This is a genomic window from Sphingobacterium sp. CZ-2, from assembly GCF_004526235.1.
Classification (GTDB): Bacteria; Bacteroidota; Bacteroidia; order Sphingobacteriales; family Sphingobacteriaceae; genus Sphingobacterium; species Sphingobacterium tenebrionis.
The window spans coordinates 3,655,308-3,675,949 of the sequence record NZ_CP038159.1 but is presented as its reverse complement, the minus strand read 5'-3'; the positions used below and the strand labels follow the sequence as shown (position 1 = coordinate 3,675,949).

Annotated in this window: 21 protein-coding genes; all 21 read left to right on the top strand. The window is 33.2% G+C overall.

What is annotated here, in order from left to right:
- Position 1: 1 nt before the first annotated feature.
- Positions 2-1,168, top strand: coding sequence for a glycosyltransferase (locus E3D81_RS16035; RefSeq protein ID WP_134778201.1), 1,167 nt, complete (start codon positions 2-4; stop codon positions 1,166-1,168).
- Positions 1,158-1,706 carry an acyltransferase gene (locus E3D81_RS16030; protein WP_134778200.1) on the top strand — a complete coding sequence of 183 codons (549 nt, stop codon included), beginning with the start codon at positions 1,158-1,160 and terminating at the stop codon, positions 1,704-1,706. Before E3D81_RS16035 ends, E3D81_RS16030 begins: the two co-directional genes overlap by 11 nt.
- 19 nt (positions 1,707-1,725) lie before the next feature.
- Complete coding sequence (locus E3D81_RS16025) at positions 1,726-3,006, top strand: hypothetical protein (RefSeq protein WP_134778199.1); 1,281 nt, start codon at positions 1,726-1,728, stop codon at positions 3,004-3,006.
- Positions 3,003-3,929 carry a glycosyltransferase gene (locus E3D81_RS16020; RefSeq protein ID WP_134778198.1) on the top strand — a complete coding sequence of 309 codons (927 nt, stop codon included), beginning with the start codon at positions 3,003-3,005 and terminating at the stop codon, positions 3,927-3,929. The genes E3D81_RS16025 and E3D81_RS16020 overlap by 4 nt, the downstream gene beginning before the upstream one ends.
- Positions 3,930-4,022: 93 nt before the next feature.
- Positions 4,023-5,111 (top strand): glycosyltransferase family 4 protein, encoded by a 1,089-nt coding sequence (locus E3D81_RS16015; protein WP_167554352.1) that lies wholly within the window; start codon positions 4,023-4,025, stop codon positions 5,109-5,111.
- 63 nt (positions 5,112-5,174) lie between these two features.
- The gene (locus tag E3D81_RS16010) at positions 5,175-6,320 is read left to right on the top strand and encodes an N-acetyl sugar amidotransferase (RefSeq protein ID WP_134778196.1); all 1,146 of its coding nucleotides are present in this window, start codon (positions 5,175-5,177) and stop codon (positions 6,318-6,320) included.
- On the top strand, positions 6,321-6,935 hold the full coding sequence (gene hisH, locus E3D81_RS16005; RefSeq protein WP_134778195.1) for an imidazole glycerol phosphate synthase subunit HisH: 615 nt from the start codon (positions 6,321-6,323) through the stop codon (positions 6,933-6,935).
- A 6-nt stretch (positions 6,936-6,941) separates the two neighbouring features.
- Complete coding sequence (locus E3D81_RS16000; protein WP_134778194.1) at positions 6,942-7,700, top strand: AglZ/HisF2 family acetamidino modification protein; 759 nt, start codon at positions 6,942-6,944, stop codon at positions 7,698-7,700.
- Positions 7,701-7,710: 10 nt separating this feature from the next.
- Positions 7,711-8,745, top strand: a complete 1,035-nt coding sequence (locus E3D81_RS15995; RefSeq protein ID WP_134778193.1) for a polysaccharide biosynthesis protein — start codon at positions 7,711-7,713, stop codon at positions 8,743-8,745.
- A gap of 4 nt (positions 8,746-8,749) precedes the next feature.
- A complete protein-coding gene (locus E3D81_RS15990; RefSeq protein ID WP_134778192.1) occupies positions 8,750-9,175 on the top strand; it encodes a WxcM-like domain-containing protein in 426 nt (141 codons plus the stop codon).
- Entirely contained in the window at positions 9,175-10,293 is a 1,119-nt protein-coding gene (locus E3D81_RS15985; RefSeq protein ID WP_134778191.1) for an NAD-dependent epimerase/dehydratase family protein, read from the top strand. Before E3D81_RS15990 ends, E3D81_RS15985 begins: the two co-directional genes overlap by 1 nt.
- 13 nt (positions 10,294-10,306) lie before the next feature.
- Positions 10,307-11,446 carry a non-hydrolyzing UDP-N-acetylglucosamine 2-epimerase gene (gene wecB / locus E3D81_RS15980; protein ID WP_134778190.1) on the top strand — a complete coding sequence of 380 codons (1,140 nt, stop codon included), beginning with the start codon at positions 10,307-10,309 and terminating at the stop codon, positions 11,444-11,446.
- 3 nt (positions 11,447-11,449) lie between these two features.
- Positions 11,450-12,646, top strand: coding sequence for a glycosyltransferase family 4 protein (locus E3D81_RS15975; RefSeq protein WP_134778189.1), 1,197 nt, complete (start codon positions 11,450-11,452; stop codon positions 12,644-12,646).
- Positions 12,647-12,648: 2 nt separating this feature from the next.
- Entirely contained in the window at positions 12,649-13,254 is a 606-nt protein-coding gene (locus E3D81_RS15970; RefSeq protein WP_134778188.1) for a sugar transferase, read from the top strand.
- A gap of 4 nt (positions 13,255-13,258) precedes the next feature.
- Positions 13,259-14,269, top strand: a complete 1,011-nt coding sequence (locus E3D81_RS15965) for a 3-oxoacyl-ACP synthase III family protein (RefSeq protein WP_134778187.1) — start codon at positions 13,259-13,261, stop codon at positions 14,267-14,269.
- Positions 14,270-14,281: 12 nt separating this feature from the next.
- Entirely contained in the window at positions 14,282-14,512 is a 231-nt protein-coding gene (locus E3D81_RS15960; protein ID WP_134778186.1) for an acyl carrier protein, read from the top strand.
- An 11-nt stretch (positions 14,513-14,523) separates the two neighbouring features.
- On the top strand, positions 14,524-15,255 hold the full coding sequence (locus tag E3D81_RS15955) for an SDR family NAD(P)-dependent oxidoreductase (protein ID WP_167554351.1): 732 nt from the start codon (positions 14,524-14,526) through the stop codon (positions 15,253-15,255).
- Positions 15,233-15,877, top strand: coding sequence for an acetyltransferase (locus E3D81_RS15950; protein WP_134778184.1), 645 nt, complete (start codon positions 15,233-15,235; stop codon positions 15,875-15,877). The genes E3D81_RS15955 and E3D81_RS15950 overlap by 23 nt, the downstream gene beginning before the upstream one ends.
- 2 nt (positions 15,878-15,879) lie before the next feature.
- Positions 15,880-17,016, top strand: a complete 1,137-nt coding sequence (locus E3D81_RS15945; protein WP_134778183.1) for a DegT/DnrJ/EryC1/StrS family aminotransferase — start codon at positions 15,880-15,882, stop codon at positions 17,014-17,016.
- Positions 17,017-17,375: 359 nt separating this feature from the next.
- The gene (locus tag E3D81_RS15940; protein WP_134778182.1) at positions 17,376-18,146 is read left to right on the top strand and encodes a polysaccharide biosynthesis/export family protein; all 771 of its coding nucleotides are present in this window, start codon (positions 17,376-17,378) and stop codon (positions 18,144-18,146) included.
- Between the two features lies 1 nt (position 18,147).
- On the top strand, positions 18,148-20,559 hold the full coding sequence (locus E3D81_RS15935; protein ID WP_134778181.1) for a GumC family protein: 2,412 nt from the start codon (positions 18,148-18,150) through the stop codon (positions 20,557-20,559).
- The last annotated feature ends 83 nt before the right edge of the window (positions 20,560-20,642 follow it).

The window sequence follows — 20,642 nt, the reverse complement described above, 5'->3', positions numbered from 1 at the left end:
TATGAAAATATTAATTATCGCTGGCAATTTAGATCAGAGTGCACCTGGAATAGTATTTCAAAGAATTGTAAACGGACTATCCAAATTACATGAAGTTCATGTGATAGCTAGTCATTTGGATTCCTCTATTTCCTTGTTTTCAAATGACCTTAGAATAATTCAAAAACAAAAAACAAATTCCAAGTTTGATAAATTATCTATGATTTTATTTAAAAGAAATTTAGTTGATAATTTGTGGGGAAAGAAAGTTGCAAAGTCTATACACCCAAAGGAAAATTACGATTTAATTTTCGGGTTAATTTCATTTGGCCATTATGAAGGTCTTTTCGGAGGTTTAGAGTTGAGAAAAAAGTTATTGTCTCCTTTGGCAATTTATTCAGTAGACGCAATTCCTGCCCCAGAAGGGTGGATGCCTAAAGATTATTTTTATTATTCCTTGAAATCAATGATTCGGAAGAATTTAAGCAAAACGAACGCAATGTTTTCGTCAAATGATAAAATGCTGAATTATCAGATGAGCTTAATGATAAATAAAAAGAAAATTTTTAGTAGTACTGTATACACACCAAGTATTGGAACATTTAAAATTTTGCCTCCATCCAAAGAATCTGAAAATATCTTTTTATACACAGGAGGAATCTATGGTCCCAGAAAACTTGATTATTTATTTCAAGCATTTGAAAACTTAATACAAAAATATCCCTTTGCAAGGCTTTGGTTTGTTGGGACAAAGATTTCAAAACAATTCTTAGAAAGATATTCTGAGGAACTTCAAAATAAGGTGTCGGTATATCCATTTTCAGATGATTTGGAAAGTTATTATCAAAAGGCTACAGCATTAATTGATATAGATGCAGATTTACCAGATGACATATTTATATCGAGTAAAATTGTTAATTATTTGATGGTTGATCGCTTAATAATATCGGAAACTGGAGAAGATAGTCCTTCAAGATTATTGTTTTCAGGCATTGAGAGCATTTCTCAATGTAATCATTCTGCAAAAGAATTATATTTAGCTATGGAAAATGCTATTACATGTGCAGATATAAATTATGAGAGTAGAAAAGTTATTATAGATAAATTTCATGTTAATAGTGTTTGTAAAAAGCTATCTGAGGATTTAAAGAATTTTTTAAGTTTTAACAAGAAAAACTATGAAAATTAATAATATTGAGTTTAGTTTAAAGCAGTTGTTTTTTTTGATAATCTATAAAGTGTTTCTAGTATGGATGCCTTCTTCTGCAACACCTTTCATAGGACCTTTTTTTAGAAAGCTGAGATATTATTGTTGTAAAAATATTTTTTATAAATGTGGTAAAAATGTCAATATCGAACGAGGAGCTGATTTCGGTTCTGGTGTACGTTTGGTAATTGGGGATAATTCTGGTTTAGGAATTAATTGTACAGTACCAGGAAATATTATTATTGGCGATAATGTGATGATGGGACCAGAATGCTATATATTATCAATAAACCATAGTTTTGACAATATAGATGTTCCTATGATTGAACAAGGTAGCACCATTCAAGCCGATACAATTATAGAAGATGATGTGTGGATTGGTAGACAAGTAATATTCACTCCCGGACGAATTGTTAAGAAAGGTTCAATAATTGCGGCTGGATGTGTTTTGTCTAAAAATTTTCCGGAATACAGTATTATAGGTGGTAACCCTTCGTCATTAATTAGAAGCAGAAAGTAATTGAATTAATAATTATAATATGATAAAATCTGAAATAAAGTACCAGCCAATAAAATATATAGTAGCATTTAATATTTTCACCTTAATATTATTTGTTACGGCACCAATTGTTTGGGCAACAGATAACCTATTCATATTATGTTCGTTATTTTTAGCTTGTCAGTTTGCTTTATTCATTGGATTTAAATTTGGAGTCGAAAAATGTTTGAGGAGACCACAGAGAGATTATGGTTCGGTCGAAAAATATAAAAAATTTATTTTTGTATTTTATTGCTGCACTTTCTTAATTAAGTATGCTTATTTATTGAGGTTCTATCCCTATCAAATTGGAGAAATGATCAATTTTTTAATGATTGGGATCGCCTCACCTCAATTAGGTTATCAAATGTCATTGGATGCTAGCCGTGGCTTTACCATACCTTGGTCGGTTTTTGCATTAATATCCATTGTAAATCAGATTTTTTTTATCGTTGGTTTTCTTACGTGGAAATCCAATACAAAACTTTATAAAGTTCTTTTTGCTGTATTTTTGGCTATAGAGTTATTTTATTGGTTTGGTCGAGGAACAAATTTCGGGGTTATTAATTTGCTTACGACTATGTTGTTTGCCATTTTAGTAAATCAATCAGCATTCAAAAAAGTTTCCTTAGGCCAAAAGTTGAAACAAACCATTATTATTGCTGGGGTGGCAATATTCAGTTTAAGTATTTTCACTTATAATTTAGTTCAACGCTCTGGAACTAATGAGATTGATTATTCAGAATTTCGATTGGGTCGTTCAGTTGTGAATGAGCAGAGCGAAATTTTGCGAATAATTCCAGATGCTATTATTCCCACATACTTATATGGGATTTCGTATCTTTGCCAAGGCTATTATCACACTTGCTTGGCTTTTAATCTTGATTTTGAATTTTCATATTTTTTTGGCAATAATCCAGAGTCTATAAGTATTGCTGAAATTATTGGAATTGATGTTGCAGATAGAACTTATGTAGAGCGTTTATCGGGCTTTGGGGTAGATCCAAGAATTAACTGGCATTCCATTTATACCTGGTTAGCTTCGGATTTCTCATTTTTACTTTTGCCTCTTGTTTTTTTAGCATTTGGTATGTTTATGGGCTATGCTTGGATGTCTTCAAAATTGAATAATGATTTGCTTTCAAAAATAATTTTCATTGCTCTTGCCAATATATTGTTTTTCTCTTTTGCTAATAATAATTACTTGGTTTCCATTTTTTATTCATTTAGCTTTTTATTCGTTTATTGGTTTTTTAGAAGGTTCATAGGTATTAAATTATGATAGCAGACAAATTGATTTCTCGTTATTCCAGGATTAGGGATGTAAATCCAATCTTAAAGAAGATTAAATATTATGCTATCCTTAGAATGTTGTTAAGATCATTAACAAACATATTTGTACCGATTTATTATACATTATCTAAAGGAAGCAAACTTATTCCTCTTGATAATACGAATAAAAGAATAATAGTAAGTCTAACGACTTTTCCAGCACGAATCGGTAAAGTTTGGATAGTTATTGAAGGAATGCTAAGACAAAAGCATCAGCCGGATAGAATTATTTTATGGCTATCAAAAAAACAATTTACATCAGAAAGTATTCTTCCAAAAAAGTTGTTAAAGCTTAAAGAAAGAGGTTTAGAGATAATGTGGACAGAAGAGGATTTACGTTCGCATAAAAAATACTATTATTCTTTAAAACAGTTTCCAACAGATTATATTATTACGGTTGATGATGATTTTTTTTATCCTTCCTACTTAATTACAGAATTGGTGGAACTTCGGAGTCGATTTCCTAAGGTGATTGCTTGTAATAGAGCTCATGTGATGAAAAGTAACCTTGATAAAGATGTGAAATATAAAGAGTTTGAATTTATTTATGAAAGTGATAAACCTGAACACAATTTATTTTTTACAACTGGTGGTGGAACGCTAATAATGAAAGAGGATTTTGTAGAAGAGGTTTTTGAAAAAGAAGTGTTTATGGATATTTGTATGTATGCTGATGACGTATGGTTGAATTTAATGGCGCAATTTAAACGGACTCAAGTAATTAAAACTAAAAATCATATTGAACCTATTCCAATTTTTACATCAAATAATATCACACTTGCTTCCATGAATGTGGATTTAAATTTGAATGACAAACAAATCAAAGATGTATTGGATCACTATAAATCAGCTAATTTAATTTATTCCAATTAAAATTTTATGAAAATTGTTCATCTGTGTTTATCAAATTTTTATATCGATAATTATTCTTATCAGGAAAATATGTTGCCCAAGTATCACCAAAAGATGGGATTAGATGTTTCTATAATTGCATCATTAGTTTCTTTTGATAACCATGGGAAGCCATGTTTACTTGACGGTGCTAAAACATACTATGCGAATGATGGGTATAAAGTTGTGCGGTTAAATTATAAAGGAGGCGCTTTAGGTAGGCTTAATTCTTTTATTAGAATCTATGAAAATTTGATGCCAACACTTAAAGCTGAGAAACCTGATGTTTTATTTATTCATGATTATTCTTTTATGGATATTATTCCAGTAATGAAATATGCCAAAGAAAATAACATAAAAGTTTTTGTTGATTGCCACACAGATTATATAAACAGCGCTAGTAGTTGGGTTTCAAAACATATTTTTCATCATATTATCTGGAGGAAGATTGGAAAATGGATGGTAAATGATGTGGAAATGTTTTATGGCGTTACACCTTTGAGATGTGATTTCTTAAAGGATGCCTATCATCTTCCTGACAATAAAGTCGAATTATTAAGGATGGGGATAGATGACGACTACTTTAAAGAGAGAAAACAATTAAATGTTGGTGAATCATTAAGAAAAGAACTTTCCATTGAAAACGAGTTTGTCATACTTACAGGTGGAAAAATTGATTACTTAAAAAATATCCATTTAGTATTGGAAGCATTTCGGAATATTTCATCTAAATATCCGGATGCTACCCTGGTAGTTTTTGGAAATATTGATCCAGAAGTGAAGGTAGAAATGGAAAGGTTATTAGATTTTCCAAAAATCAAGTTTGTAGGTTGGCTATCATCTAATCAAATTATGGATTATTTTATAATGGCTGATTTAATTATTTTTCCTGGAACGCATTCAGTTTTATGGGAACAAGCTATTGGAACAGGTACACCTGCAGTTTTTAAATATTGGAAGGGAATCGATCATGTAGATGTAGGTGGCAATTCACGGTTTTTATACAAAGATTCTGTCGAAGAAATAACTTTAACACTCGATGATATTTTAAAAGATGATAAAAAGGTATATAACGAGATGCTTCATAAGGCAACCACAATTGGAAGAGAAGAGTTTTCTTATTCAAACATTGCAAAAGAATCAATTAAATCCATTGGAATATAAACTTTTTTAATATAACTATAATAAAGTTCACACGTAATTTAAGATACTAAATAAAATAATTTTATGGAAAGTAAGAGACCATACCAAATATGTACAAAGACAATTATGGATACGACAGATCCAAATATTGTATTTAATGAAAAGGGAGAGAGTGATTATTATGTCAATTTTGTCAATGGAATATTGCCAAGTTGGAATACAGGTGAAGAGGGGCATAAGCTCTTAATGCAGACTGCTGAAAAAATAAAAGCAGATGGAAAGAATCGAGACTTTGATTGTATTATAGGTTTAAGTGGTGGACTTGATAGTTCCTATGTGGCTTATGTGGCTAAAGAAATTATGGGTCTACGTCCTTTATTATTTCATGTTGATGCTGGCTGGAATACCGATAAAGCAGTAGGGAATATTGAAAAACTTGTAAATGGGTTAAACCTTGACCTCTACACCGAAGTAATCAATTGGGAAGAAATGAAGGATCTGCAGCGTGCATTTTTTAAGTCTCAAATTCCGGATCAGGATATGCCGCAAGATATCGCTTTCTTTTCTGGACTTTATAAGTTTGCAAAAAAGCATAAGATTAAATATGTATTAACAGGAGGTAATTTTTCTACTGAATGTTGTCGTGAGCCTGAAGAGTGGGGAGCATATCCAGGTATTGATAAAAAATTAATTCTAGATATTCACAATAAATTTGGAGAGAAACCCTTGAAATCATTCCCTATAGTCGATATTTTACAATATAAAATATACTATAAGTACTTCCTTGGAATGGAAGTTTTCAAGCCATTAAATTTAATACCCTACATTAAGACCGAGGTTGAGGAATTGTTATCAAGCAGATTTGGATGGGAACCGTTTCAACATAAGCATCATGAATCGCGCTTTACGAGATTCTTTGAAGATTATTGGTTACCGCGAAAATTTGGTTTTGAAAAACGTAGAGCGCACTTTTCATCTTTGATTTTAACTGGTCAGATGACCAGAGAAGAGGCTTTGGACAGAGTATCGAGACCTGAACTTTCCCAGGAATTTTTAAGAAAGGAATTCGAATACGTGGCTGAAAAACTAGACTTTACAGTAGAGGAACTTGAATTGATCTTTCAGGGAGAAAATAAAACCTTCCATGATTATAAAAATAAAAGATCGCTAATTGGGATTGGTGCTCAGACAATGAGAAAACTAGGTTTGGAGAAACGCTTGTTTAGATAGATGATAACATTAATTGATTACGGAGTAGGGAATATCAATGCTTTTGTCAATGTGTACAAAAGAGTAGATGTACCTGTTAAAATAGCACGAACCAAGGAAGATTTGGATGGTGCTAAGAAATTGATCCTTCCAGGAGTGGGACATTTCGATCATGCCATGACACAGCTCAATAATTCAGGTATGCGTGATACCTTGGATAAAATGGTTTTGGAGGATAAGATTCCTGTAATTGGTATCTGTGTGGGCATGCAAATGATGGCAAATCATAGTGATGAAGGAAAATTAGACGGTTTAAAATGGATCGATGCTTCGGTACGTAAGTTTGATGAGTCGACCATTAAACAGGTTACTCGTTTGCCTCACATGGGATGGAACGATGTGAAACCTATTAAGGATATTAGTTTATTCAATGGGCTAGAAAAAGAAGCTATCTTTTACTTCTTACATACTTACTATTTCGAATGCAACAATCAGGAGGATATCATGGCCGTTACAGATTATGGAATTAACTTTGCCTCTGCTGCACATCATGAAAATAAATATGGTATTCAGTTCCATCCGGAGAAAAGCCATCAATATGGGGAGATTTTGTTACATAATTTTGCTAAACTCTAAGAACTTATGCTAAAACCAAGAATTATCCCTAGCCTACTAATTCAGGATAATGGATTAGTGAAAACGGTGAATTTTAAGAATCCCAAGTATGTTGGAGACCCCATCAATGCGGTTAAGATTTTTAATGAGAAATCCGTAGACGAGCTGGCTATTTTTGATATTGATGCTACTGTTAAAGGTAATGAGCCGAATTACAATTTGATCGAGCGTATTGCCAATCAATCTAGAATGCCTTTATGTTATGGAGGTGGTGTTAAAACCGTTGAACAAGCACAACGAATTTTCGGATTAGGTATTGAAAAGATTGCACTATCATCGGCAGTTTTGCAAAACCCTCAACTTATTACCGCTATTGCAGACAGAGTTGGAGCACAATCTGTGATTGTGGTACTTGATGTGAAAAAGAAAATGTTTGGTGGCTACGAAGTATATACCCACAATGGTAAAAAAGGTACAGGTATCAATCCATTTCAATTCATTCAGGAAGCGCAAAAGCTAGGCGCCGGAGAGATTGTTATTAATTCAATTGATCAAGACGGTGTAATGAAAGGTTATGATTTTGGATTGATTGACAAAGCACGCGAACAAACCTCTTTACCAATGACCGTTTTGGGAGGAGCTGGCTCCTTGGAAGACATCAAAAAAGTTATAGACAAACATAAGATTATAGGTGTTGCTGCAGGCAGTCTCTTTGTTTTCAAAGGGGTTTACAAAGCAGTATTAATCAATTACCCTACAAAAGAAGAAAAGGAAAAATTATTTTAAATCGGATTACATGGAAATTAAGAATAAAGTTTTGTTAATCACAGGTGGTACTGGATCTTTTGGTACCGCGGTGTTAAATCGTTTTTTACAGACAGATCATTTTCGCGAAATTCGCATATTTTCTCGAGATGAAAAGAAACAGGATGATATGCGAAATCTATATAAAAATGATAAAATCAAATACTATATAGGTGATGTAAGGGATTTTGCATCCGTAGAACCTGCTACACGTGGAGTAGATTATATCTTTCATGCGGCAGCTCTAAAACAGGTTCCATCTTGTGAGTTTTTTCCTATGCAAGCGGTAAAAACCAATGTGGAAGGAACCCAGAATGTAATTCGTGCAGCAGCATCGAATGGTGTAAAAAAAGTAATCTGTCTCTCTACAGATAAAGCTGCTTATCCTATTAATGCCATGGGAATCTCCAAAGCGATGATGGAGAAAGTGGCGGTGGCAGAAGCTCGTAATCTAACCGATACGGTAGTATGTCTTACTCGTTATGGAAATGTAATGGCATCCAGGGGTTCGGTTATCCCATTGTTTTTAAATCAAATCCAGAAAAACGAACCTATTACGGTGACAGATCCTAAAATGTCACGCTTTTTCATGTCTTTAGAAGATGCGGTGGATTTGGTTTTATTTGCCTTTGAGCACGGTAATCCTGGAGATCTTTTTGTTAATAAGGCACCTGCAGGATCCATTGGCGACCTAGCAAAAGCATTAATCGAATTAACAGGTAAGGAAGTTCCTGTGAAGGTAATTGGTACAAGACACGGTGAAAAATTATACGAAACACTTTGTACACGTGAGGAGATGATCAAAGCGGAGGATATGGGTGACTTCTATCGTATTCCAGCAGATAATAGGGACTTAAATTACGCGAAATATTTCTCCGAAGGTGAGCAGGATATTTCAAAGATTGAAGATTACCATTCACATAATACAGAACAACAAGGAGTGGAAGGCTTGAAAAACCTTATTTCAAAATTGCCATTAATTCGCAAAGAAGTATTTGGTGAAGATGTAATGCAATATCCTTATTAATATTATGATTGAAGAAATTCAGGGCGGGATAGCCAAGGACGAAAGAGGTCAAATCAGGTTTGTAAATGATTTGGATATGACCTTGGTGAAACGATTCTATATCATTAAAAATGCAGATAACGAGCTTATTAGAGGTTGGAGAGCGCATCGTATTGAGCAAAGATGGTTTTATGTTATTTCAGGTTCATTCGTACTGGACATTGTAGCTATAGACAATTGGGATGAAGCATCAAAAGATCTACCTGTCCGAAAAGAAATAATAGATTCAAAGGAAAATAAGATTTTACATTTATCGGCAGGGTATGCCACGGCTTTTCAAGCCTTAGAGGCTGACAGCGAATTGCTGGTTTTTTCGGATTACCCAATCGAGGATGCGAAGAATGACGATTATACTTACCCATTAGATTATTTTATTAATAAAATACAGTAATGACAAAAATTGGAATAACCGGTCAAAATGGTTTTGTAGGAAAACATTTATATAACACTTTAAAATTAACTCCTGAAAACTTTTCTGTTGTAGAATTTCAAAAGGAATTCTTTGAAGATGCATCCAAATTAGATGAATTTATTGCTGAATGCGATGTGATTGTACATTTAGCTGCCATGAATCGTCATGAAAGCGAGCAAGTAATTTACGAAACCAATGTTGGTCTAGTAGAAAAGTTAATCGCTTCCTTAACTCGTACAGGATCTACCCCACATGTCTTGATTTCTTCTTCTACACAGGAGGATCGGGATAATCTTTATGGAAAATCAAAAAAAGAGGGTCGTGAAGCGCTAATTAACTGGGCTACTGAAAACGGTGCAAAAGTTTCTGGATTGATTATTCCTAATGTATTTGGTGCTTTCGGGAAACCGTTTTACAATTCTTTTGTTGCTACCTTCTGTCATCAATTAACACATGGCGAAATTCCTACGGTAGTTAATGATGGTGAAGTAAAATTAATTTACGTTCAGGAGCTAGTAGAAAAGATTATTGAAGAAATAAAAGCAGAAAAGGCAACGGCAGATTTATTAATTGCACCTACAGCTACAAAAAAGGTAACAGAAGTTTTAGCCTTGTTGTTGGATTATAAAACTAAATATTTTGATGAAGGCGAAATTCCTGTTATTCATGATTCATTTGAGCACAATTTATTCAACACTTATCGCTCGTATATAGAATACAAGACTCATTTCCCAGTTAAATTTACTCAGCATGTGGACCCTCGCGGTGCTTTTGTAGAAGTAATTCGACTTGGAATTGGCGGCCAGTGTTCTTTTTCTACTACCGTTCCAGGAATCACCAGGGGGAACCATTATCATACGCGTAAAATAGAACGTTTTGCTGTAATTAAAGGAAAGGCATTGATTCAATTGCGTAAAATTGGCACCGGTGAAGTGCTGGATTTTTACTTAGACGGATCTGAATCAGCTTATGTGGATATGCCAATTTGGTATACCCACAACATCAAAAACATTGGGGAAGAGGATCTGTACACTATATTCTGGATTAATGAACCATTTAATCCGGCAGATGCTGATACGTATTTTGAAACAGTTTAATACTTAAATAAAAATGAAAAAATTAAAGGTAATGACGGTCGTAGGTACTCGACCAGAAATTATTAGATTATCTCGTGTATTATCGGCTTTAGATGCTTCTGAAGCTGTAGAACATATTATCGTCCATACCGGACAGAATTATGATTACGAATTGAACCAGATCTTCTTTGAAGATTTAGGACTTCGTAAGCCGGATTATTTTTTAGAAGCGGCAGGAAAAACAGCTACAGAAACTGTAGGAAACATCTTGATCAAGATAGATCCACTTTTGGAAGAACTTAAGCCGGAAGCATTTTTGGTATTGGGTGACACCAATTCCTGTCTATGTGCCATCCCAGCAAAGAAACGTCATATTCCAATTTTCCACATGGAAGCAGGAAACAGATGTTTTGACCAACGTGTTCCAGAGGAAACTAACCGTAAGATTGTAGACCATACAGCAGATATAAATTTAACCTATTCTGATATTGCTAGGGAATACCTATTAAGCGAAGGTTTACCTGCTGATCGTATCATCAAAACAGGGTCTCCAATGTTTGAAGTGTTAACCCACTATTTACCAGAGATTGATGCTTCAAATGTCTTGGAGAAATTGAATTTAGAAGAAGGTAAATTTTTTGTGGTTTCCTCACACCGTGAAGAAAACATCAATTCGGAGAAAAACTTTAAGGGTTTAATGGCATCGTTGAACGCGATTGCTGAGAAATACGGATATCCAATCATTGTGTCAACACACCCTCGTACAAAGAATATGATTGATAAGATGCAGATTGAAATGCGTCCGGAAATTCAATTCCTAAAACCTTTAGGATTTCATGACTACAATTCTTTGCAGAAAAGATCCTATGCGGTATTATCTGATTCAGGCACCATTTCGGAAGAGTCTTCCATTTTAAATTTCCGTGCCCTTAATATCCGTCAAGCACATGAGAGACCTGAGGCTATGGAAGAAGCATCTGTTATGATGGTTGGTCTGTCTCCAGAAAGAATCTTACAAGGTCTTACGCAAGTGTTACAACAAAAAATCGGTAAAGAACGTAATTTCAGACCAGTAGCTGATTATTCGATGCCAAATGTATCGGAGAAAGTAGTACGCATCATTATTTCCTATACAGATTATATCAAACGTACAGTTTGGTCTGAAGAGATTTAAGATATGAATATTTTATTCTTAACATTAGCAGAGATTTTTTCTATTGAAGATCGTGGTATATACCAGGATCTTCTACGTAAATTTCGAGATGAAGGACATTCAGTTTATGTTGTTACTCCAGTAGAGAGAAGGAAAAAGATTTCGACCAATTTTAAGGAGAAAGATGGTATTTCTATACTTCAGGTAAAAACGTTTAATATTCAAAAAACAAATATTGTAGAAAAGGGAATTGGAACTTTAGCAATAGAATTCCAATTTCTACATGCTGTAAAAAAATATTTAAACAAAGTTAAATTTGATTTAATCTTATATTCAACTCCTCCGATTACGTTTGCTAAAGTTATTGAGTTTATTAAAAATAGAGATAATGCTCAAAGCTATTTATTGTTAAAGGATATTTTTCCTCAAAATGCAGTAGATATGGAAATGATTAAAGAGGGTGGTTTTATTCATCGTCAATTTTTAAAGAAGGAGAAAAGATTATATCAAATATCTGATACAATAGGCTGTATGTCTGAAGCGAATGTAGCGTTTTTAAAATCGAATAATCCAGAGGTTAATCCTAAAAAAATAGAAGTAAATCCTAATTCAATATTTCCTATCTCTTTCGATTATACAGATTTAGAAAAAGAAGATATTCGGAATAAATATCAAATCCCTTTGGATAAAAAAGTACTTGTATATGGTGGAAATTTAGGGAAACCTCAGGGATTAGATTTTCTTTTACAGACGATTGAATCATATAAAGTTGAAGAAATTTATTTTTTAATCATTGGTGATGGGACGGAGTATCCTCGTATTAATAATTGGTTTAATACTGTAAGACCAAACAATGCGAAATTAATGCAACGACTACCTAAGAATGATTATGATAGGTTATTAGCTGCCTGCGATGTAGGTTTGATATTTTTGGACGCTAAGTTTCTAATTCCCAATTTTCCATCACGTTTATTATCCTATTTGGAAATGGGTCTTCCAGTATTATCTGCAACAGATGTAAATACCGATATTGGTAAGGTTCTTGAAGAGAGTGGTAGTGGATTATCAGTAAAATCTGGAAATTTAGATGATATGATTGAAAAATTGGAAAAAATTCAATCGCTTGACTTAAAAAAAATGGGTGATAATGGACGGAATTTGTTGTTAAATAATTATACAGTGGATAATTCCTATGCTATTATTATGAACAGAATGAAATAAATATGTACAAATTATATTTAAAACAGTTAATTGATTTTCTAATTGCATTTGTAGCCTTTGTTGCTTTATCTCCAATATTTATTATTGTGACAATTGGATTGTATTTTGCTAATCAAGGAAAACCTTTTTTCTTTCAGAATCGTCCAGGTTTAAATGAGCGTATCTTTAAGATTATTAAGTTTAAAACGATGAATGATAAAAAGGATTCTGAGGGGAAATTATTACCAGATTCAGATAGACTTACAGCAATTGGCTCTTTTGTTCGAAAAACATCATTAGATGAGATTCCTCAATTAATTAATGTTTTAAAGGGAGATATGGCGATAATTGGTCCACGACCATTATTACCTCAATATTTAGTTCTTTATAATACTATTCAAAAACGTAGGCATGAAGTTAGACCTGGGATAACAGGTTGGGCTCAAGTAAATGGTCGAAATGCTATTTCTTGGAAACGGAAGTTTGAATTGGATGTTTGGTATGTGGATCATATTTCATTTTGGTTAGATATTAAGATATTTTTTTTAACGATAAAAAAAGTTTTTGTCCGTGAGGGAATTTCTCAAGAGGGGCAAGCAACTATGGAAGCTTTTAACGGAAATAATTAAAATTATGGGAGCAGAAATAAAAGGGATAGAATATGTTTTACCCGCAAATAAGGTAAATAATGAAGATTTAGCGAAGAAATTTCCAGAATATGATTTTGCCAAATTTGAAGATAAAGTAGGAATAAAAAATAGATATTGGGTGGATGAGGGGCAGACTGCTTTGGATTTAGCTTTCGATGCATGTCAAAAACTTCTGAACAAATACAATAAAGAAGATATTGATTATTTAATATATTGTACGCAAAGTCCTGAATATTTTTTACCAACTACAGCTTGTATCCTTCAAGACAAATTAGGTCTTAACAAGAATATAGGTTCTTTTGACTATAACTTGGGTTGTTCTGGTTATGTTTACGGGGTAAGTTTAGCAAAAGCTCTTATAGAAAGCGGACAGTGTAGTAATGTCTTACTTGTGACATCTGAAACTTATTCAAAATATATTCATCCAGAAGATAAATCCAATTTGGCTATTTTTGGGGATGGAGCTACAGCTACCTTAATTTCTAATTCAGACACGGAAAAAATCGGAAGCTTTATGTTTGGTACCGATGGAGGTGGTGCTGAGAAACTTATTATTAAAAATGGGGCCGGAAAAAATAAATTCAACAGTTGTTCACCTCAGTTAACCTATGGCTCGGATAATATTTATACGGATAACCATTTATATATGAATGGGCCAGAAATATTTAATTTTACTGCCGAAAACATTCCTAATTTTACAGATGAGGTTTTAAAGAAAAATAATATACTTAAGGAAGATCCAGATTTTTATGTTTTCCATCAAGCGAATTCTTTTATGTTAGAATTTCTAAGAAAAAGGATAAAGGTTGATAAGGAAAAATTCTATATTAATTTAGAGGACTCGGGAAATACTGTCTCAAATACTATTCCAATAGCGTTGAAAAGATTATCTGGAAGTTTCACCGATAATAGTGACAAGAAGGTTGTGATAGTTGGGTTTGGAGTTGGACTATCTTGGGCAGGAGGATTAATTACAATAAATAAAAACATTTAACATATACATATCATGGAAATTGAAAAATTTTTAAAATTATTAGTTGAAGAACTTGAATTGGAATCACCACTTACAGTAACGACAAATCTTAAAGAGCTAGAAGAATGGGATTCGATGGTTGCAATGATGCTTATTGGAGCCGTTTCAAACGAATTTGATATGACATTATCAGCAAAAGACATTGAAGAAATTACGACTGTACAGTCATTGATCAACAAGATTGGCGTAGAGAAGTTCTCTTAAAAAGAAAAATTGTGAAGAAATCAATACTTATAACAGGTGTAACATCTGGGATTGGTAAAGCTATCGCCGAAGAATTACTGTTGGATTCAAATATTCAATTGTTTGGAATTGGTAGAGATAGAACGAAAATACAGCATCTCATAAATAATAATGTCAATTTTACATTCATAAATTTTGACCTCTTTCAGATTGATAAAGTAGAAGGATTATTCAAAGAGGAGTTTAACGACATTAAATTTTCGGGTTTTATACATTGTGCTGGAATTGAGGAAACTCTTCCAATTTCACTGTATACTCCAGAAAAAGTGCGGTCAATTTTCCAAATCAATGTTTTTTCAGCGATTGAGCTATTAAGGTTTCTATCAAAGAAAAAACATTCATTAGATGGAGCAAGTTTTATTTTAATGTCTTCTGTAATGGGCGAATTGGGGCAAGCAGGAAAAGTAGGTTATTGTTCTTCCAAAGCAGCTTTGTTAGGGGTAGTAAAATCATTGGCATTAGAACTTTCAAAACGAGTAATTCGAGTAAATGCTGTTTTACCTGGAATTGTTAACACTCCACTTACAGAAAAATTGTTTGAGCAACTTGATGAAGAAAATGTTAGAAAAATAAAATCCATGCATCCAATTGGAATAGGTGAAGTATCTGATGTTGTAGGAATATTAATGTATTTGCTTTCTGACAAATCTAAATGGGTTACTGGTCAAAATTTTAAAATTGATGGAGGATATTCAATACAATAAGGTTGAAGCAACAATCATAGGTGCAGGTGGTTTGGCGCGCGAAATAGATTCTTGGATAGAAAAGGATAGTAAAACCAACTATAAGATAACTGGATTTTGGGATGACAACATATCAGCACTGGATAACTATACTATTTCAAAAAAAATATTAGGTAATCTCAATGATTCCCAAATTACTGGTTCCGTATTAATAGGAATCATGGACAGTAATTTTAAAGGGATTATTTTTGAGCGTCTTAAATCTTTGTCAAGTGTATCCATATCAACGTTTTTACATGAATCTGTAATTATTGGTTTAAGAACAACAATTGGAGAAGGAGTGATTTTATTTCCTAATGTAATTGTTTCATGTGATGTACAAATTGGTAAAGGTTGCTTTATTAATTTGGGATCACAAATTGGTCATGATGTAAAAATTGGTGATTTTGCTAGTATTATGCCAAATGTTGATTTAGGCGGTGGAGTTGAATTAGGTAATAATGTTTTTATAGGAACAGGTGCTACAATCTTGCCAGGAGTAAAAATTGCCTCCAATACAAGAATTGGAGCAGGCAGTGTTGTGTTAAAGTCAATTAAAAAAGAGGGAACATATTTTGGTAACCCTGCAAAAAAAATATTTTAAAAATGAACGAAAAAATTTGGTTGTCCTCCCCACATATGGGCGGAAATGAATTAAAATATATTCATGAGGCGTTTGATGAAAACTGGGTTGCCCCGTTAGGACCTAATGTGAATGAATTTGAAAAAAGTATTGAGGGATACTTAGATGCAGATGTTCAAGTCGCAGCTCTTTCTGCTGGAACGGCAGCATTACATTTGTCATTAATCGAATGTGGTGTGGGATATGGGGATGAAGTAATCTGTCAATCTATGACTTTTTCTGCTTCTGCCAATCCAATCGCTTATCAAGGAGCAATTCCTGTTTTTATAGATTCTGAGAATGAAACCTGGAATTTGTGCCCTGTAGCTTTAGAAGAAGCCATTAATGATAGAATCGCCAAAGGTAAAAAGCCAAAAGCTATAGTTGCTGTACATTTGTATGGGATGCCATTTAAAGTGGATGAGGTAATGGCTATTGCTAATAAATACGATATACCAGTGATTGAGGATGCCGCTGAAGCTTTAGGTTCAAAGTATAAGGGAAAAGCTTGTGGTTCTTTTGGACGTTTTGGAATCTTGAGTTTTAATGGAAATAAAATCATCACCACTTCTGGAGGAGGAGCATTAGTGTGCCATTCTGAAGAAGATAAAAATAAAGCTGTTTTTCTTTCAACCCAAGCAAGAGATAATGCGCCTCATTATCAACACTCCCATATCGGATATAATTATCGTATGTCGAATATTTGTGCTGGTATTGGTCGTGGACAAATGGAGGTTTTGAATCAACGTGTGGAGGCAAGACGATCCATGACAAAATTTTATGTAGAGTTATTTAAAAACATTCCAGGTATAAGAGTTTTGGTGGAACCAAATGCTGATTATTTTTCTAATCATTGGTTAGCTGCAATTACTGCTGATCCTAAGCTTACAGGTTTTTCAAGAGAAGATCTAAGACTAGCATTAGCGGAAGATAACATAGAATCCCGTCCTCTTTGGAAGCCAATGCATTTGCAACCTGTATTTGCTGATGCGACTTATTATGGCACGAATATTTCAGAAACCTTGTTCAATAATGGACTTTGTCTTCCTTCAGGTTCTAATTTAACAGATCAAGAGAGAGAGAGAATCTCAATTAACATTAAAAAATTAATCAATAGATAGCAGGAAATTACATTAAAGTAGACACTTTTTTAATCATTGAATAAGCCAAGAATATGGTAAATTTCAATATATTTTAAAGATGTTTAATTTTTAGATTATTTAGGTTGTCACTTGGAATCAAATATAGTAACCCAAAAAGGGAGATAAACTTTCATAATAAGTGGTTTTATTGAAGATTAAACGAATTTTTTCAGAAAAATACTATGTAGAGAAACGTTAGTTTTTAATATATAAAATGGAAGCAAGGTTCTGAAAATATTCTTATCCCCATTAAATAAATATTTTATATTAGTTTTGTATTTGGTATAATTAGGTAAAATTGGTTTAATTTTTGCCTAATGACTTTTAAAATTGTTTTAATGAAAAAAATTTATCTAGCCTTTTTCTTGATCATATTTTTAGGCTCATGTGCTTCTCGCAAAGAAATTGTTTATTTACAGGATTCAAAAGTGATTCCGGACAACATTTACGCACAGTATGCGCCTAAAATACAACAAGAAGATTTATTGACAATTTTGGTTTCTGCTGAAGATTTAAAGGCAACCCTTCCCTTCAATCAACAGAATCAATATCAGATTCAATCTGCTACAACAAATGATCTAGCCTTTAAGCCTACTTACCTTGTTGATCACAATGGAGAAATTGATTTTCCAGTTATTGGGAAATTAAAATTCGAAGGTTTGAGCCGATTAGAGGCAACAGAATTATTAAAGTCAAAACTGAGCAAATATATTGTGAATCCTGGTGTCAACATTACCTTTGCTAATTTCAAGGTTACTATTTTAGGTGAGGTAAATCGACCGAATACCTATACTCTCCCGCAAGAACGAGTAACCGTTTTGGAAGCTTTAGGCATGGCTGGTGATATGACCATTAAAGGGGTAAGAGATAACGTGTTATTAATCCGGGAAAAAAACGGAGTAAAGGAAATGCATCGCTTAAACTTGTTAACGGATTCAGTGATTAATTCACCCTATTACTATTTGGCACAAAATGACGTGATTTATGTGGAGCCAAATAACTCACAGGTTAGAAACTCTAGATTTGGCCAAGACACCAACGTTTGGATTTCTATTTCTAGTTTGCTAATCACGATTACTGCCCTTATCGTTACAAATATCAAAAATTAATATGTCCCAATCAAAGACGTCCATAAATACTGTCTCCAACGAAGACGCAAGTGAGTTGGATTTAAAACAGGTATTAGAACAATATTTCTTTTATTGGAAGTGGTTTCTTTTCTCTGTTATTTTATTGCTCCTAGCAGCACTTATCTATTTACGTTATTCAACTTCACAGTATAAAGTTGATGCCAAGATCTTATTAGAAAAGGAAGATAAGGCTACTGGGGAGCTATCTGGATTGGCCGAATTAAGTTCTTTAACAGGAGGCTCAGGGCAATCTGCTTTTGTACTGGATCAAATTGATGTTATTCGTTCGCGTCGATTATTGCGAAAAATTGTTGAAAGAAATAACCTTCAGTACACGTATTACGTTAAAGGAAGTATAAAAGAATCTGAAGTGATAGAATCTGAGAGTCCTGTTAAAATTATTGTTCAGAAACAAAATTTTAGGATTCCATCAGGTTCACTCAGCATCGAATTGTTTGATAATAATACAATTTTTGTTGAAGAAATTGAGGGGAAAAGTATAGGTAAAATATCCTACGGGAAAACCTTTAAAACATCATTTGGTGATGTTATTATAATTCCTAATAAAAACGTTAGTACTACAAACGTTAAAGAAATTAAAATAAGTATTCTAGCAATAGATAATGTTATTGATAATCTTCAGAAGAATATTTCCATTTCTCCAAATACTGAAAAGCAATCCTATATAGTTAACTTTTCCATTACTGGACCATTGATTGAGAAATCGAAAATTATTATTAATGACTTAATCGAGCAATATAATATTGATGTATCTGATGATAAAAGCAAGGTGACTGAAGCCACTTCCAAATTTATCACAACACGTCTGAATCTAATAGGAAATGATTTGGAGAATGTGGATAAAAAGGTTCAAGATTATAAGTCATCCAATAATATGACTGATTTGGAGGCTGAAGCAGAATTAAACTTAAAAACATTAACAGAAGCTGAAAAGGAAGTATTAGAAAAACGAACCCAATTGCAATTGGCGGATTATATGCGTGAATCTATTGGAAATAACCATGATTTACAATTGTTGCCATCTAATGTGGGTCTGGAGGATCAGTCTATTGAAAAAACCATCGTTGAGTATAATAAGCTCGTTTTGGAACGTGAGGATTTATTAAAAAGTTCAACAGCTGAAAATCCAATTGTAAAAAATATTACGGAGAATATTCGTTCGGTAAATAATAATCTGAAGAATTCCATTAATAATTATAGATCAGTTCTACAACTATCGCTTAATAATTCGGAAAGTAAGAGAAACCAATTACAAGGTAGAGTTTCCGCTGTACCAAGGCAAGAGCTTGGCTTCAAAGATATTTCCAGACAACAAAAAATAGTTGAATCTATTTATTTGTTTTTATTAGAAAAGCGTGAGGAAAACGAAATAAAGGCAGCAGCTCAACCAGATATTTTAAAGGTTATTGATTCTGCTTATGGTTCTACTAATCCAGTTGCTCCAAAAAGAGCATTAATTTTACTTGGCTCTTTAATCTTAGGATTTTTGATTCCATTTGTAATTTTATATATTAAATTCCTGTTGGATAATAAAATTCATTCACGGAAGGATATCGAGGAGAAATTTGCTGCTCCAATATTGGGTGAAGTACCTAGTGCTGAAGACCCAATTGTAAAAGATAATGATCGTTCTTCACTTGCTGAAGCATTCCGGATATTAAGAACTAACATAAGCTTTATGTTGGGTGCTAAGAAGGATTCTGCTGTTATCTATGTCACTTCGACAACTTCCGGTGAAGGTAAATCTTTTGTGTCTACAAATCTCTCTAGAATATTGGCCATGTCTGGTAAACGAGTTCTGTTGATTGGTGCTGATATTCGGTCGCCTAAAGTACTTGATTATTTAGGTTTGTCGCATTTACAACATACCAATATTGGTATTACACAATACTTGATTAATCCTGAAATGCCTGTTGAAAATATTATTATTAAGAAACCTGCACCTTACAATTTCGATATTATCTATTCAGGATATATCGCTCCAAACCCTGCAGAGCTCTTAATGAATGGACATTTTAATGATGTGATTGATTATGGACGGAAAAACTATGATTATGTGATTGTTGATACGGCACCAGTAAGTTTAGTTACTGATACCTTATTGATTGCTGATAATGCGGATTTAACGATTTATGTAGCTCGTGCGAATTACTTAGACAAACGCCTATTAAATGTTCCTAAGGAACTTTATCAAGACGGCAAATTGAAAAACATGGCGGTAGTAATAAATGACGTTGACTTTGCAAGAGGTTATGGTTATGGTTACGGATACGGTTATGGGTATGGATATATCGATTCGGATTCCGTATCCTTGAGAGCAAAACTGAAAAAAGAATTCAAAAAGCTCTTTAAGAAAAGTAAAAAGAAATAACGGTAGATTATAAAGACTACCACCAAAAGTATATGCCCATCTATTAAATTAGTTGGGCATTTTTATAGGAGATTTTTTTGTTC